The sequence below is a fragment of the Streptomyces sp. JH14 genome (genome assembly GCF_029428675.1).
Lineage (GTDB): Bacteria > Actinomycetota > Actinomycetes > Streptomycetales > Streptomycetaceae > Streptomyces.
Genome location: NZ_JAJNEL010000001.1, coordinates 1,498,080 through 1,512,703 on the forward strand (window position 1 = coordinate 1,498,080; position 14,624 = coordinate 1,512,703).

Below are 14,624 nucleotides of genomic sequence, written 5' to 3' on the forward strand. Positions count from 1 at the left end.
GACATCGCACCGGCGTCCGTGCGGCCCGGCCTTCACCGCTCTGCCGCGGAGGACTCGTCGGCGCGCAGGTACCGGAGAAGGACGACGCCGTTGCCGAAACTCCGGGTGCCGGCGAGTCGCAGATCGCTCTTCGCGTCCGTCGGCAGGAACAGGGGCTTGCCCCGGCCGATGAGGACCGGATGGACGTAGACGCGGTACTCGTCGATCAGGTCGTGCTTGCGAAAGGCCACGGCGAGCTCGGCGCCGCCGAGGGAGAGGTCGCCGCCCGGCTGCGCCTTGAGCGCCATGATCTCGCCGGGGACGACGTCCCGCATGACGGTGGTGTTCCAGTCGGCCCGCGTCAGGGTCCTGGAGAACACGTACTTGGGCATGTCCCGCCAGATACCGGCGAACTCCGCCACCGGCCCGGCGTGGGAGGGGTCCGCGTCGGCCGTGGGCCAGAACCCGGCCATCAGCTCATGGGTGACGCGGCCGCTCAGAAAGCCGCCCATCGCCCTGAGCTCGTCATTGAAGTGCTGGTGCAGTTCGTCGTCGACCCGGTGCCAGTCGATGCTCCGGCCGGGTCCCTCGATGAATCCGTCGAGGGACACCGACATCATCAGGATGATCTTCCTCATCACGGTCCTCGCCAACGCCGTCGGGGCTCGGTATCGGGCCTGCGCCGGAGCGCCGGTCACGGTCCGGACGATACGCCGCGCACGCCGGGGCCCGGGTCAGGACGACTTGGCGATCGTCTCGTGGTGCCTGATCACTTCGGCGATGATGAAGTTGAGGAGCTTCTCGGCGAACGCCGGATCCAGTTTCGCGTTCTCCGCGAGGCGGCGCAGGCGGGCGATCTGCTCGGCTTCACGGGTGGGGTCGGCCGGGGGCAGTTTGTGGTTCGCCTTCAGATGGCCGACCTGCTGGGTGCACTTGAAGCGCTCGGCGAGCATGTGGACAACAGCGGCGTCGATGTTGTCGATGCTTTCGCGGAGCCGGTTCAGTTCCGCGCGGACGGACTCGTCGGTGTCGCTCGTGGTCATGGTCGACGAGCTTAGACGGCCTGCCGCGGGGCGCCGCTACGGGCCGATCGTCGGTGGGTGGTCCGGGTCGGGGACCGTATCGCTCCACCCGCCCGGTACGGCGCGGCCCTGCTGTTCGCGGAAGCGCACCGGGGCGGTGCCGACGCGGCGGGCGAACAGGCGGGAGAAATAGGCGGGGTCGTCGTAGCCGACACGGCGGGCGACCGCGGCGACGGGCAGGTCGGTCGCGGCCAGGAGCTCCTTGGCACGGCCGAGCCGGATGCCGAGGAGGTAGTCCTTGGGGCTGCAGCCGGCACCACGCCGTACCGCGGTGCGCAGTTCGGCGGGGGTCATCTTGTGCCGGGCGGCGTGCTCGGCGACCGAGAGCGGCTGGAACGCGTCGCGGGCGAGGGCCTGCAGGACCGGGTCGCCGTCGGGGCTGACGTCGGCGCGGGCCCGGCGCAGGGCGACGAGGAGTTCATGGACGGCGGCGCCGGTCTCGACCTCGAGGAGCGGGTTGCCGCGTCTGGCGGCCCGGACGATCCGGCTCACCGCGGCGCGCGGGCCCGCCGTGTCGGCGAGGGGGACGAGGGGGCGCTCCGGCTCGATGAAGCCGAGTTCGGTGTACGTGGCGGTGGCGGGGCCGGTGAAGTCGACGAAGCTCTCGTCCCAGCCGGTGCCCGGGTCGGCGCCGTAGTGATGCGGGGTACCGGGAGTCAGCCAGATCAGGCTGGGGGCGGTGACGGGTGTCCGGCGGCCGTCGGGTCCGCCGAACCAGCCGCTGCCGGAGTTGACGATCACGGCCACATGGTGGTCCAGGGTCCGTGGGCCGACCGTCGGCAGAGCGCCGTGCTGCAGACCGACTCCCAGGCAGACGAGACCCAGCCGGTGGTGGAGCGGACTGGGCGTGAAGAAGCGCATCCAGGTGTGGTACGTCGACATCGGGGCCCTTCCTCCGCTCGGCCCGGCCCCGCCGGGTTCGGTGGTGCTTCGGTTCACGTCGGTGATCTGCGCGGTCATCTGCGCGTTGTGTCCAAACAGCAGTGATCTTTGTCCATGGACCGGCCGCACGCCAGGGGGCGAGGTTGGACGCAGATTTCCCCCCGGGTCCACGGGCGGGACCGGCGCAACAGGAGAGTACGAGCACGATGGCTGACTTCACCGTGGGCGACGACCACTTCCGGCTCGACGGGAAGCCCGTACGCCTGCTGTCGGGGGCCCTGCACTACTTCCGGGTGCACGAGGAGCAGTGGGACCACCGGCTCGCGATGCTCCGCGCGATGGGCCTCAACTGCGTCGAGACGTACGTGCCGTGGAACCTCCATGAGCCGCAGCCCGGGGTGTACCGGGACGTGGCGGCGCTCGGCAGATTCCTGGACGCGGCGCACCGGGCCGGGCTGTGGGCGATCGTCCGCCCGGGCCCGTACATCTGCGCCGAGTGGGAGAACGGCGGGCTGCCCGCCTGGGTGACGGGCCGGTTCGGGCGGCGGGTGCGGACCCGTGACGCCGGTTATACGGCGGCGGTCGAGCGGTGGTTCGCCCAGCTCCTGCCGCAGGTGGTGGAGCGGCAGACCGACCGCGGCGGCCCGGTGCTCATGGTCCAGGTGGAGAACGAGTACGGGAGCTACGGCAGCGACCGGGTCCATCTGCGGCGGCTCGCGGACCTGCTGGGCGAGCACGGGGTGAGCGTGCCCCTGTTCACCTCCGACGGACCGGAGGACCACATGCTGACGGGCGGATCCGTGCCCGGTCTGCTCGCCACGGCGAACTTCGGGTCGGGGGCGCGCGAGGCGTTCGAGGTGCTGCGCCGGCATCAGCCGAAGGGGCCTTTGATGTGCATGGAGTTCTGGTGCGGCTGGTTCGAGCACTGGGGTGCCCCGCCGGTCGTACGGGAACCGGCACAGGCGGCCGCCGCACTGCGGGAGATCCTGGAGTGCGGGGCGTCCGTGAACATCTACATGGCACACGGGGGAACCAACTTCGCGGGCTGGGCGGGGGCCAACCGGTCCGGTCCGCTGCAGGACCGGGATATCCGGCCGACGGTGACGTCGTACGACTACGACGCGCCGATCGACGAGTACGGGCGGCCGACGGAGAAGTTCTGGCTGTTCCGCGACGTGCTCGGCGCGTTCGCCGACGGTCCGCTTCCCGATCTGCCGCCGCAGCCGGCCGGACTCGCGACGCCGGTGCGGGCGGAGCTGACCGGATGGGCGCCGCTGTCCGGTGTGCTGGAGTCGCTGGGCGACCCGGAGCCGCCGGAGTCCGGAGTCCCGCCGACGTTCGAGGAGTTGGGCGTCGACCGGGGCCTGGTCCGCTACCAGGTGGACGTTCCGGGGCCGCGGCAGCCGTACGCACTGGAGGTGGCGGGGCTCCGGGACCGGGCGGTGGTGTACGTGAACGGCGTCCGGGAAGGCGTTCTGAGCGAGGAGAGCGCGACGCTCGGCAACCCTGTGGCCGGACCCGCGTCCGTCGAGCTGTGGGTGGAGTCGCTGGGCCGGGTCAACTACGGGCCCCGGCTGGGCGAGCCGAAGGGCATCACGGGCGGGATCCTGCACGAGCGGCAGTACCTGCACGGGGTACGGGCCAGGGCGCTGCGGCTGGCAGCGTTCGAGGAGCCGGGCGCGGTGGCCGGGGTCCCGTTCGGGGAGGTCGTGGAGGGGCGCGCCGGGCTGTACCGGGGGTCGTTCGAGCTGACGGAACAGGACCGGGCGGATCACGCGGGTGTCGAACTGCCGGGCTGGACCCGCGGGTTCGTCTGGGTGAACGGCTTCTGCCTGGGCCGCTACTGGTCGGCGGGTCCGCAGCGGACGCTGTACGTGCCGGGCCCGGTGCTTCGCGAGGGGGCCAACGAAGTGTGGGTGCTGGAGCTGGACGGCGCGGGTGCTCCATATGCGGAGCTGGGCCCGGGGGCGCCGGTCCGGACGGGCACCCCCCGGGATGTTCAGGCGCCGAACGGCGCGTATCCGCTTACAGTGGAGGCCGGTTGAGCGTCACGGAGAGGGGTGCGGACGTGGCGAACGGCAGCCCGGTGGTGCACGGCTTTCCCCATCTCGACACCGTACGCTCCGCGATCACCGCGCTGTACCGGAGGCTGTCGTACGACGGCGTCCACCGCTATGCCCCGAGCCTGGTGCCCGCCGACGCCGCCTTCTCCGACCAGGACGATCTCCATCTCGGCGCGCAGCGGGTGGCACGGGCGATGGTCCGGCATCTGCATCTGCCGGACGCCCGGATGATCGTCGCGTTCCGGGCGATGGAGCATGCGGGAAGCGTCGAACTGGCGGCAGGTCCCGAGTACTTCATCGAGCTCAACGACCGCTTCCGCACGCACCGCAGGGACATCGGCGCCGCGCTCTCGCACGAGGTCATGCACGTACTGCTGCACCGACTGGGCCTCGAGTTTCCCGGTACGCGCGACAACGAGATCCTCACCGACACCGCGACGGCGTATCTGGGGGCGGGCTGGCTGCTGCTCGACGCCTTCAGGGAGGACGCCACCGCGAGCCAGAAGCTCGGCTATCTCACCCCGGAGGAGTTCGGATACGTGCTGGCCAAGCGGGCGTTCGCCTTCGACGAGGACCCCTCGCCGTGGTTCACCAGCCCGCAGGCGTACACGGCGTTCACGGCGGGGCGGGAGCGGGCGCTGCAGGACAGCCGGCAGCCGCCGCTCGCGGCCGCCGGCTGGGCGGGCCGCCACCGTTACGCGAAGGACCGGCGGCACGCCCAGGACCATCCGGGCGCGCCCGCGGCCCCCGGTGTCCCGTACTCCTTCGTGGGCGGTCCGGACGGGCTGAGGGTCTCCTTCGCCTGCCCGACCTGTCACCAGCGCATCCGGGTCCCGGTGCGGGGCCGGGTACGGGCGCGGTGCGGGCTGTGCCACACGGTGCTGGACTGCAGCACATGAGCGGGGGCGGTGCGGCTGCGGCCGCCGGTGTCGCCTGCCCGCCCGTTCCCGCCCGGCCGGTGCGCGGTTCCGTCGCGCGGCGGGGGCGCCGTCCCCGAACCCCCGCTCCTCGGTCGCCGCAGGGGCTGGGCCTTCCCCTCACCGCACCCCGTACACCGGCCGCCCCTCCCCCGCCCGGGCCAACAGCTTCCGCGCCGCCTCCCCCGCCTCGGCCGGCGCCCACCGCGCTCCCCGGTCCACGGAGGGGCCGGGGCGCCAGCCCTCCATCACCGTGATCCGGCCCGCCTCCGCCTCGAAGACCCGGCCGGTCACCCCGTCGCTCGCGGCCGAGCCCAGCCACACCACCAGCGGCGACACGTTCCCGGGCGCCATCGCGTCGAACGCCCCCTCCCCCGGCGCCGCCGTCATCTGCGCGAACGTCTGCTCGGTCATCCGGGTCCGGGCCGCCGGGGCGATCGCGTTGACCTGCACCCCGTACCGGCCGAGTTCCGCCGCGGCGACCAGCGTCAGGCCGACGATTCCGGCCTTCGCGGCGGAGTAGCTGCTCTGGCCGACGCTGCCGAGCAACCCCGCCCCGGAACTGGTGTTGATCACCCGGGCGACGGGGGCGCGGCCCGCCTTGGCCTCGGCCCGCCAGTGCGCCGCCGCATGCTTCAGCGTGAGGAAGTGGCCCTTGAGGTGGACCCGCACGACCGCGTCCCAGTCGTCCTCGTCCAGGCTGACGAGCATCCGGTCGCGCAGGAAGCCCGCGTTGTTGACCAGCGTGTCCAGCCGCCCGTAGGTGTCCAGCGCGGCCCCGATCAGCGAGGCCGCGCCCGCCTCGGTCGCGATGTCACCGCCGTGGGCCACCGCCTCGCCGCCCGCCGCCCCGATCTCGTCGGCCACCTGCCGGGCCGGACCGGGGGACGCCCCGCCCGCCCCGTCGAGTCCGACGCCGAGGTCGTTGACCACGACCTTCGCCCCCTCGGCGGCGAACGCGAGGGCGTGGGCCCGGCCGAGCCCCCGCCCGGCCCCCGTCACGATCACCACACGGCCCTCGCAGATCCCCGGGCCGGGTCCGTCGCTGCTTGTGGTCATCTCACATCTCCTTGTTGGCGATGCGGGGGCAGGCTGCTACCTTCCACACCTAACAAATGTTTGGTGGAAAGGTAGCTGATCCTCTCATGGGTGTCTCCACCACAAGCCCGGCCGAGGGCGTCCGCGTCGTCACCGTCGACCACCCGCCCGTCAACGCGCTGCCCGTGCGGGGCTGGTACGACCTGGCCGACGCGTTACGCACAGCGGGCCGTGACCCCGAGGTCCGCTGCGTCGTCCTGGCCGCCGCCGGGCGCGGGTTCAACGCGGGCGTCGACATCAAGGAGATGCAGCGCGACACCGGGCACACCGCGCTGATCGGCGCCAACCGCGGCTGCTCCGAGGCGTTCGCCGCGGTGTACGAATGCGAGGTGCCGGTCGTCGCCGCGGTGCACGGCTTCTGTCTCGGCGGCGGCATCGGCCTGGTCGGCAACGCCGATGCGATCGTGGCGAGCGACGACGCCACGTTCGGCCTGCCCGAGCTGGACCGGGGCGCGCTCGGCGCCGCCACGCATCTCGCCCGGCTCGTCCCGCAGCATCTGATGCGCGCGCTGTACTACACCTCGCGCACCGCCACGGCCGCCGAACTGCACGCCCACGGCTCGGTCTGGAAAGTCGTCCCACGCGCCGGACTGCGGGACGCGGCACTGGAGCTTGCGGGCGAGATCGCCCGCAAGGACGGGTATCTGATCCGGCTCGCCAAGGCCGCCATCAACGGCATCGACCCGGTGGACGTCCGCCGCAGCTACCGCTTCGAGCAGGGCTTCACCTTCGAGGCCAACCTCAGCGGAGCCGCCGGCCGCGTCCGTGACACCTTCGGCAAGGAGGCATGACGGTGACCGACAAGACCATGACGGCCGACGAGGCCGTCTCCCGGCTCCGCAGCGGCATGACGATCGGCATCGGCGGCTGGGGCTCGCGCCGCAAGCCGATGGCGCTGGTGCGGGCACTGCTCCGGTCCCCGGTCACCGATCTCACCGTGGTCTCGTACGGCGGCCCCGACGTCGGCCTGCTCGCCGCCGCCGGCCGGATCCGCAAGCTGGTCGCGGCCTTCGCCACCCTCGACTCGATCCCGCTCGAACCGCACTTCAGAGCGGCCCGCCAGCGCGGTGGCTTCGAGCTGACGGAGGTCGACGAGGCGATGTTCATGTGGGGACTGCACGCCGCCGCGAACCGGCTGCCGTTCCTGCCCGTCCGGGCCGGCCTCGGATCGGACGTCATGCGGGTCAACCCCGGTCTGCGCACGGTGCGTTCGCCGTACGAGGACGGCGAGGAGTTCGTCGCGATGCCGGCCCTGCGGATGGACGCGGCGCTGGTCCACCTGAACCGCGCCGACCGCTCGGGCAACGGCCAGTACCTCGGCCCCGACCCGTACTTCGACGATCTCTTCTGCGAGGCCGCCGACACCGCGTACGTCTCCTGCGAACGGCTCGTCGAGACCGCGGAACTGACCGCGCGGGCCGCCCCGCAGACCCTGCTCGTCAAACGGCACGCGGTCACCGGCGTCGTCGAGAGCCCGCACGGCGCACACTTCACCTCCTGCGCCCCCGACTACCCGCGCGACGAGGCGTTCCAGAAGGCGTACGCCACCGCGGCCGCCGACCCGGCCGCCTGGGCGGCGTTCGCCGACCGGTTCCTGCCCGCGGACGGCAACGAGAAGAGCTACTGGTCGGCCGTCCGGACCTGGCACGAGGAGCAGAAGTGACGACCCCTGAGACCACGCCCCCCGCGCCCCGGTCCGCCACCCGTGCCGAGTACTGCGTGATCGCCTGCGCCGAGGCCTGGCGCGACAACGGCGAGGTGCTCGCCAGCCCGATGGGCCTGATCCCTTCCGTCGGCGCCCGCCTCGCCAAACACACCTTCGCGCCCGATCTGCTGCTGACCGACGGCGAGGCGATGATCGTCGGTCTCGACGGCACGCCCGAGGGCTGGCTGCCGTACCGCCAGCACCTCGCCATGGTCACCGGCGGCAGGCGCCACGTGATGATGGGCGCCGGCCAGATCGACCGGTTCGGCAACCAGAACATCTCCTGCATCGGCGACTGGGAACAGCCCGCCCGCCAGCTGCTCGGCGTGCGCGGCGCCCCCGTCAACACCCTGAACAACCCGGTCAGTTACTGGATCCCGAGGCACTCCTCCCGGGTGTTCGTCGAACGCGTCGACATGATCAGCGGGGTCGGTCACGACAGTGCGGCGGCCGCCGGCCCGTCGGCGACCCGCTACCACCGCATCCCGCGCGTCGTCACCGACCTCGGCGTCCTCGACTTCGCAACCCCGGACCGCTCGATGCGCCTCGCCTCGCTGCACCCGGGCGTCACCGCAGACCAGGTCCGTGAGGCGACCGGCTTCACGCTGACGATCGCGGACGACGTCCCGTACACCCGCGAGCCCACCGCCGTCGAACTCCGGCTGATCCGCGCGGTCATCGACCCGGAGGGCACCCGTCACCGCGAGGTCGGGGCCTGATGGATCCGATGCGCACGCCCCTCACCGAGCTGGTCGGCGTCCGGTACCCGATCGTGCAGACCGGCATGGGGTGGGTCGCCGGGTCCCGGCTGGTCTCCGCCACCGCCGAGGCGGGTGCACTGGGCGTCCTCGCGTCCGCGACGATGACCGTTGAGCAGCTGCGCGCGGCGGTACGCGAGGTCAAGTCCCGTACGCGGGCGCCGTTCGGGGTCAATCTGCGCTCCGACGCCGGTGATGCGCGCGAACGCGTACGGATCATCGTCGACGAGGGTGTGAAGGTCGCGTCGTTCGCGCTGGCCCCGTCGAGGGAGCTGATCACCGAGCTGAAGGACGCGGGGGTGGTCGTCGTCCCGTCGGTCGGCGCCCGGCGTCATGCCGAGAAGGTCGCGGCGTGGGGCGCGGACGCCGTGATCGTGCAGGGCGGCGAGGGCGGCGGGCACACCGGTGAGGTGGCGACGTCGGTGCTGCTGCCGCAGGTGGTGGACGCGGTGGACATCCCGGTGATCGCCGCGGGCGGCTTCCACGACGGCCGCGGGCTGGTCGCGGCGCTGGCGTACGGGGCGGCGGGCATCGCGATGGGCACGCGGTTCCTGCTGACGTCGGACTCGACGGTCCCGGACACGGTGAAGGCGCGCTATCTGGCGGCGGGCGTCAGGGATGTCACGGTCACCACGGCGGTGGACGGGCTGCCGCACCGGATGCTGCGCACGGAGATGGTCGCCGCGCTGGAGCACGCCGGCCGCACCAGGGCCCTGGTCCAGGCGGTGCGCCGGGCGGCGGGCTTCAAGCGGATCTCGGGGCTCAGTTGGTCCCGGATGGTGCGCGACGGCCTCGCGATGAGGCACGGCAGGGATCTGTCCTGGAGCCAGGTGCTGCTGGCTGCGAACACCCCGATGCTGCTGAAGGCGTCCATGGTCGACGGCCGGACGGATCTGGGGGTGATGGCGTCGGGTCAGGTGGCCGGCGTCATCGAGGACCTGCCGAGCTGCGCGGAGCTGGTGGACCGGGTGATGGCGGAGGCACAGCGGGCGCTGGAGGCAGTGAACTCGATGGCCGGACAGGCGGGTGAGCCCGGCCTGTCCGGCACATGACGATCCGGGTCCGGGGCGGAGCCCCGGCGCGGTGGCCCGGTCGGCCGGGTCACCGCACCACGTACGGGCTACGCCGCCCTGCGGCCCCGCGCGGCGGCGCTGCCGTTGCTGCGCCCGGAGCCGGCCGCGCGCCCCGCACCTGCGCCCGAACCGTTGCCACGGCCCGCGCCACCGGCCCGCGCCGCGCCGCCCGATCGCGCCGCACCGCCCGACCGGACCTCGCCGCCGCCCTGCGCGGAGGCGGTACCGGCACCGGCACCGGAGCCACTGCGGCGCCCCCGGCCCCGGCTGCCCGCGCGGAACGTACCGCCGGCGCCGCCACCCGCACCGCCCTGCCGCGTGCGCGGCTTCGGCTGCGTCGGCTGGGGGACCTCGACGACGACCGCGATGCCGGACGGCTCACGGGCCCCGGTGATCCGGGTGAGTTCCTCGTCGCTCGACGTGATCCGGGTGGTCCGCGGAGCGATGCCCGCGTCGGCCATCAGCCGGGTCATGTCCCGCTTCTCCTCCGGCAGCACCAGCGTGACGACGCTGCCGGACTCCCCGGCGCGCGCCGTGCGCCCACCGCGGTGGAGGTAGTCCTTGTGGTCCGTCGGCGGGTCGACGTTCACGACCAGGTCGAGGTCGTCGACGTGGATGCCACGGGCCGCGACGTTGGTCGCCACGAGCGCGGTGACCTGGCCGTTCTTGAACTGGTCGAGCGTCCGGTTGCGCTGCGGCTGGGACCGTCCGCCGTGCAGGGCGGCAGCCCGTACACCGCTGGCGAGCAGCCGCTTGGCGAAGCGGTCGGCGGCGCGCTTGGTGTCGACGAACATGATCACCCGGCCCTCGCGGGCGGCGATCCGGGTGGCGACGGCCTTCTTGTCGGTCTCGTCGGCCACATGCAGCACATGGTGCTCCATGGTGGTCACGGCGCCCGCGGACGGGTCGACCGAGTGCACGACCGGGTCGGTCAGGAACATCTTGACCAGCCGGTCGATGTTCTTGTCGAGGGTCGCGGAGAACAGCATCCGCTGGCCGTCCGGCTCGACCTGCTTGAGCAGCGCGACGACCTGCGGCATGAAGCCCATGTCGGCCATCTGGTCGGCCTCGTCGAGGACGGTGATGGAGACCTGGTCGAGCCGGCAGTCGCCGCGCTCGATGAGGTCCTTGAGCCGGCCCGGCGTGGCGACGAGCACCTCGGCGCCGCGGCGCAGCGTGGCGGACTGCTTGGTGATCGACATGCCGCCGACGACGGTGGCGAGCCGCAGGTTCACGGACGTCGCGTACGGCGTCAGCGCGTCGGTGACCTGCTGCGCGAGCTCGCGGGTCGGGACGAGGACGAGCGCCAGCGGGGCGCGCGGCTCGGAGCGCCGGCCGGCGGTGCGGGCGAGGAGCGCGAGGCCGAAGGCCAGGGTCTTGCCGGAGCCGGTGCGGCCGCGGCCGAGGATGTCCCGGCCGGCCAGGGAGTTCGGCAGGGTGGCGCCCTGGATCGGGAACGGGTCGGTGACGCCCTGCGCGGCAAGGGTTTTCAGCAGGGCGGCGGGCATGTCCAGCTCGGCGAACGCCTCGACGGCGGGCAGTGCGGGGGTCATGGTTTCGGGCAGGGCGAATTCACCCTGCGGCGGCGTGGCCCTGCGACGGGGCGACGCCTTGCCGGATCCCTTGCCGGAACCCTTGGCGGTTGCCTGTGCCTGGGCCGTGCCACGCCCCCTCGACGGACGAGTGCGGGCGGGTCGGTCCTGGCGTTCGGAGCGGGTCATACGGAATTGCCCTCCTGGGGATTCCTGGGAACTACGTGGGGACTGCTCGGGACTTGCGGTGCACTCCCCGGGACAGCACAAGCCGGGACCCGCACCTTCACGGTGCGGGCCCCGGCTGCGAGGTACGCGTCGCGGCAATTAGGCCGGGACGATGTTCTCCGCCTGCGGGCCCTTCTGGCCCTGCGTGACGTCGAAGGAGACCTTCTGGCCCTCCTGGAGCTCACGGAAGCCCGAGGTGGCGATGTTGGAGTAGTGGGCGAAGACGTCGGCGCCGCCGCCGTCCTGCTCGATGAAGCCGAAGCCCTTTTCCGAGTTGAACCACTTCACGGTTCCAGTAGCCATGTCATTCTCCTAAAGAGGTGCAGTGCCGGAAATCCGCACTTTACGAATTCCAAGTCGCCGCATTGAGCCCCATCCGGAGAAAGCCGGAAAACAATAATGCGCCTGAGGAAGCATTCCCGTCAGGCGCACATAAAGTTCATGGGTACCAAAACTGCAACTCGGCAACCGTAGCACGTTCTGCAGATCCGCGGTGTGATCCGCCGCACCCCAGCGCGGCGGGGTCGCCGGAGAGCCTTGGCGCGCCCGGCTCAGAGCCGTTCGATGATCGTCACGTTCGCCTGTCCGCCGCCCTCGCACATGGTCTGCAGGCCGTAGCGGCCGCCCGTGCGTTCCAGTTCGTGCAGCAGCGTCGTCATCAGCTTGGTGCCCGTTGCCCCGAGAGGGTGGCCGAGCGCGATCGCGCCACCGTTGACGTTCACCTTGTCCGGGTCGGCGCCGGTCTCCTTCAGCCACGCCAGCACCACCGGTGCGAACGCCTCGTTGATCTCGACCAGGTCGATGTCGTCGATCGTCATGCCGGCCTTCTTCAGCGCGTACGCGGTGGCCGGGATCGGCGCCGACAGCATCCGGATCGGGTCCTCGCCGCGTACCGAGAGGTGGTGGATGCGGGCGCGCGGGGTGAGGCCGTGCTCGGCGACGGCGCGTTCGGAGGCGATGAGCATCGCGGCGGCCCCGTCGGAGACCTGGGAGGAGCAGGCGGCGGTGATCGTGCCGCCGTCCAGGACCGGCGGGAGTGCGGCCATCTTCTCCAGGGTGGTGTCGCGGCGCGGCCCCTCGTCGACGGTGACCTCCCCGTAGGCGACGGTCTCGCGGGCGAAGCGGCCCTCGTCTATGGCGCGGATCGCCCGCCGGTGGGAGCGGAGCGCGAACTCCTCCATGTCGCGGCGGCTGATGCCCCACTTCCCGGCGATCAGCTGGGCGCCGTGGAACTGGTTGACCGGCCGGTTCCCGTAGCGGGCGCGCCAGCCCTCGCTGCCCGCGTACGGGCCTTCGGTGAGGCCGAGGGGTTCGGCGGCCTGGCGGGAGGCGAAGGCGATCGGGATCTGCGTCATGTTCTGGGTGCCGCCCGCGACGACGAGGTCCTGGGTACCGGAGAGGACTCCCTGGGCAGCGAAGTGGACGGCCTGCTGCGAGGAGCCGCACTGGCGGTCGATGGTGACGCCGGGGACCTCTTCGGGCAGTCCGGCCGCCAGCCAGCAGGTGCGGGCGATGTCGCCGGCCTGCGGTCCGACGGTGTCGAGGCAGCCGAAGACGACGTCCTCGACGGCCGCCGGGTCGATGCCGGTGCGCTCGACGAGGGCCCGCAGCACATGGGCGCCGAGGTCGGCGGGGTGGACGGCGCCGAGACCTCCCTTGCGTCGGCCGACCGGGGTGCGTACCGCTTCGACGATGTAGGCCTCGGCCATGGCTGCTCCTCGTGGGTGAGCGCGGGTGGGGTCAGGTGTCGAGGGCGATGCCGTCCAGGACCATCGAGAGGTACTGGCGGGCGATCTCCTCGGGGCTGTGCTGTCCGCCCGGCCGGTACCAGGAGGCCGCGACCCAGACGGTGTCGCGGACGAACCGGTACGTGAGCCGGACGTCGAGGTCGGCGCGGAAGACCCGGTCGGCGACGCCGCGTTCCAGCGTGCCGAGCCAGGCCTTCTCGAACTTCTGCTGGGAGTCGACGAGATAGCCGAACCGGGGCTGGGTGGCGAGATGCCTGGACTCCTTCTGGTAGATGGCGACGGCGGCACGGTGCCGGTCGATCTCCCGGAAGGACTCGGTGACGAGGGCCTCGATGGTCTCGCGGGGGCCGAGTCCGGCGGCGAGCACCGCGTCGTAGCCCTCCCAGAGCTCGGTCAGGAAGGTGGAGAGGATCTCGTCGATGATCGATTCCTTGGAATCGAAGTGGTAGTAGAGGCTGCCCGCGAGCATCCCGGCCTCGTCCGCGATCCTGCGGACGGTGGTGGCGTTGTATCCCTGTGCGGCGAAGACCTCGGCGGCGGTGTCGAGCAGTTCGCGGCGCCGCTCGGGCGAGGGGGTCACCTGGGGCTTCTTCTTGGTAGGCACCCGCCCATTCTCCGCCCGCGGGACGGCCTCGCGGACGCCCCTGCGCACGTCCTGCGCGGTTCCCGGTCACGCATGCTGGCTGCTGACGGGGACGACCTCGCCCGTCATGTACGAGGAGTAGCCGCTGGCGAGGAAGACGATGACGTTGGCGATCTCCCAGGGTTCCGCGTACCTGCCGAAGGCCTCCTTGCGGGTCAGTTCGTCGAGGAGTCCGGCGGACGTGACCTTCACCAGGTGGGGGTGCATGGCGAGGCTGGGGGCGACGGCGTTGACCCGTACGCCGTACGCGGCGGCCTCGACGGCGGCACACCGGGTGAGCGCCATGACGCCCGCCTTCGCGGCCGCGTAGTGGGCCTGACCGGTCTGGGCGCGCCAGCCGACGACGGAGGCGTTGTTGACGACGACGCCGCCGCGGCCCGCGGACTTCAGGGAGCGCAGGGCGGCGCGGGTGCAGCGGAAGGTGCCGTTCAGGGTGACGTCAAGGACCGCGGACCACTGTGCGTCGGTCATCTCGGTGAGTTCGGCGGTGCCGCCGAGTCCGGCGTTGTTGACGACGATGTCCAGGCCGCCGTGGGCCTGTTCGGCGTGCGCGAAGAGGGCCCGGACCTGTGTCTCCTCGGTGACGTCACAGGGCAGCGAGGTGACGTTCGTGGCGCCGAACTCGCCGGCGAGCGTCTGCTCGGTCTCCTTCAGCCGGCGTGCGTGTGCGTCGCCGATGACGATGCGGGCGCCTTCCTCCAGGAACCTGCGGGCGGTGGCGCCGCCGATCCCGGCGCCGGCGGCCGCGGTGATGACGGCGGTGCGGCCGGCCAGCAGCCCGTGTCCCGGTATGTACTGCGGTGCGTTCACGCCCGTACCTCCTCGGGTGCCCGGTGTCTCGACGGGCCTCCCGGGCGTAGGTTAACCTACCAAACACTTGTTAGGGAAGGTCGACGACGACACGGAGGGCGGGCGC

Annotated in this window: 15 protein-coding genes; 6 read left to right on the forward strand and 9 right to left on the reverse strand. The window is 72.1% G+C overall.

All coding sequences use genetic code 11. The features are described 5' to 3' along the window. Positions 1-32 precede the first annotated feature (32 nt). From LRD69_RS06755 to LRD69_RS06765, 3 genes are all read right to left on the reverse strand, one after another. Positions 33-617 carry a dihydrofolate reductase family protein gene (locus LRD69_RS06755; protein ID WP_277325640.1) on the reverse strand — a complete coding sequence of 195 codons (585 nt, stop codon included), beginning with the start codon at positions 615-617 and terminating at the stop codon, positions 33-35. 96 nt (positions 618-713) lie between these two features. After that, entirely contained in the window at positions 714-1,022 is a 309-nt protein-coding gene (locus tag LRD69_RS06760; RefSeq protein ID WP_277325641.1) for a chorismate mutase, read from the reverse strand. 36 nt (positions 1,023-1,058) lie between these two features. Beyond that, positions 1,059-1,943, reverse strand: coding sequence for an AraC family transcriptional regulator (locus tag LRD69_RS06765; protein ID WP_277325642.1), 885 nt, complete (start codon positions 1,941-1,943; stop codon positions 1,059-1,061). A gap of 206 nt (positions 1,944-2,149) precedes the next feature. Between LRD69_RS06765 and LRD69_RS06770 the strand changes: the two genes are divergently transcribed. Together LRD69_RS06770 and LRD69_RS06775 are read left to right on the forward strand one after the other, a co-directional pair. Further along, complete coding sequence (locus LRD69_RS06770; RefSeq protein WP_277325643.1) at positions 2,150-3,988, forward strand: beta-galactosidase family protein; 1,839 nt, start codon at positions 2,150-2,152, stop codon at positions 3,986-3,988. A gap of 23 nt (positions 3,989-4,011) precedes the next feature. Continuing rightward, the gene (locus LRD69_RS06775) at positions 4,012-4,905 is read left to right on the forward strand and encodes a hypothetical protein (RefSeq protein WP_277329648.1); all 894 of its coding nucleotides are present in this window, start codon (positions 4,012-4,014) and stop codon (positions 4,903-4,905) included. A 138-nt stretch (positions 4,906-5,043) separates the two neighbouring features. Here LRD69_RS06775 and LRD69_RS06780 read toward each other — a convergent pair whose 3' ends face one another. Beyond that, positions 5,044-5,982 carry an SDR family oxidoreductase gene (locus LRD69_RS06780; RefSeq protein ID WP_277325644.1) on the reverse strand — a complete coding sequence of 313 codons (939 nt, stop codon included), beginning with the start codon at positions 5,980-5,982 and terminating at the stop codon, positions 5,044-5,046. 86 nt (positions 5,983-6,068) lie between these two features. Between LRD69_RS06780 and LRD69_RS06785 the strand changes: the two genes are divergently transcribed. The 4 genes from LRD69_RS06785 to LRD69_RS06800 are packed head-to-tail and all read left to right on the forward strand — an operon-like array spanning position 6,069 to position 9,536. After that, complete coding sequence (locus tag LRD69_RS06785) at positions 6,069-6,812, forward strand: enoyl-CoA hydratase family protein (protein ID WP_277325645.1); 744 nt, start codon at positions 6,069-6,071, stop codon at positions 6,810-6,812. After that, complete coding sequence (locus LRD69_RS06790; protein ID WP_277325646.1) at positions 6,809-7,684, forward strand: CoA-transferase; 876 nt, start codon at positions 6,809-6,811, stop codon at positions 7,682-7,684. Before LRD69_RS06785 ends, LRD69_RS06790 begins: the two co-directional genes overlap by 4 nt. Next, complete coding sequence (locus tag LRD69_RS06795) at positions 7,681-8,445, forward strand: CoA-transferase (protein WP_277325647.1); 765 nt, start codon at positions 7,681-7,683, stop codon at positions 8,443-8,445. The genes LRD69_RS06790 and LRD69_RS06795 overlap by 4 nt, the downstream gene beginning before the upstream one ends. An 8-nt stretch (positions 8,446-8,453) precedes the next feature. Then, on the forward strand, positions 8,454-9,536 hold the full coding sequence (locus LRD69_RS06800) for a nitronate monooxygenase (protein ID WP_277325648.1): 1,083 nt from the start codon (positions 8,454-8,456) through the stop codon (positions 9,534-9,536). Between the two features lie 68 nt (positions 9,537-9,604). On the opposite strand, the gene LRD69_RS06805 is transcribed toward LRD69_RS06800, so the two are convergent. The 5 genes from LRD69_RS06805 to LRD69_RS06825 form a co-directional block, all read right to left on the reverse strand. After that, positions 9,605-11,278 carry a DEAD/DEAH box helicase gene (locus tag LRD69_RS06805; protein ID WP_277325649.1) on the reverse strand — a complete coding sequence of 558 codons (1,674 nt, stop codon included), beginning with the start codon at positions 11,276-11,278 and terminating at the stop codon, positions 9,605-9,607. A 138-nt stretch (positions 11,279-11,416) separates the two neighbouring features. Beyond that, positions 11,417-11,620: a cold-shock protein gene (locus LRD69_RS06810; RefSeq protein WP_003969786.1), complete on the reverse strand. Its 204-nt coding sequence runs from the start codon at positions 11,618-11,620 to the stop codon at positions 11,417-11,419. A 248-nt stretch (positions 11,621-11,868) separates the two neighbouring features. Continuing rightward, positions 11,869-13,026: an acetyl-CoA C-acetyltransferase gene (locus LRD69_RS06815; RefSeq protein ID WP_277325650.1), complete on the reverse strand. Its 1,158-nt coding sequence runs from the start codon at positions 13,024-13,026 to the stop codon at positions 11,869-11,871. 31 nt (positions 13,027-13,057) lie between these two features. Continuing rightward, positions 13,058-13,669 (reverse strand): TetR/AcrR family transcriptional regulator, encoded by a 612-nt coding sequence (locus LRD69_RS06820; protein ID WP_277325651.1) that lies wholly within the window; start codon positions 13,667-13,669, stop codon positions 13,058-13,060. Positions 13,670-13,735: 66 nt separating this feature from the next. Beyond that, positions 13,736-14,518 (reverse strand): SDR family oxidoreductase, encoded by a 783-nt coding sequence (locus LRD69_RS06825; RefSeq protein WP_277325652.1) that lies wholly within the window; start codon positions 14,516-14,518, stop codon positions 13,736-13,738. Between the last annotated feature and the right edge of the window lie 106 nt (positions 14,519-14,624).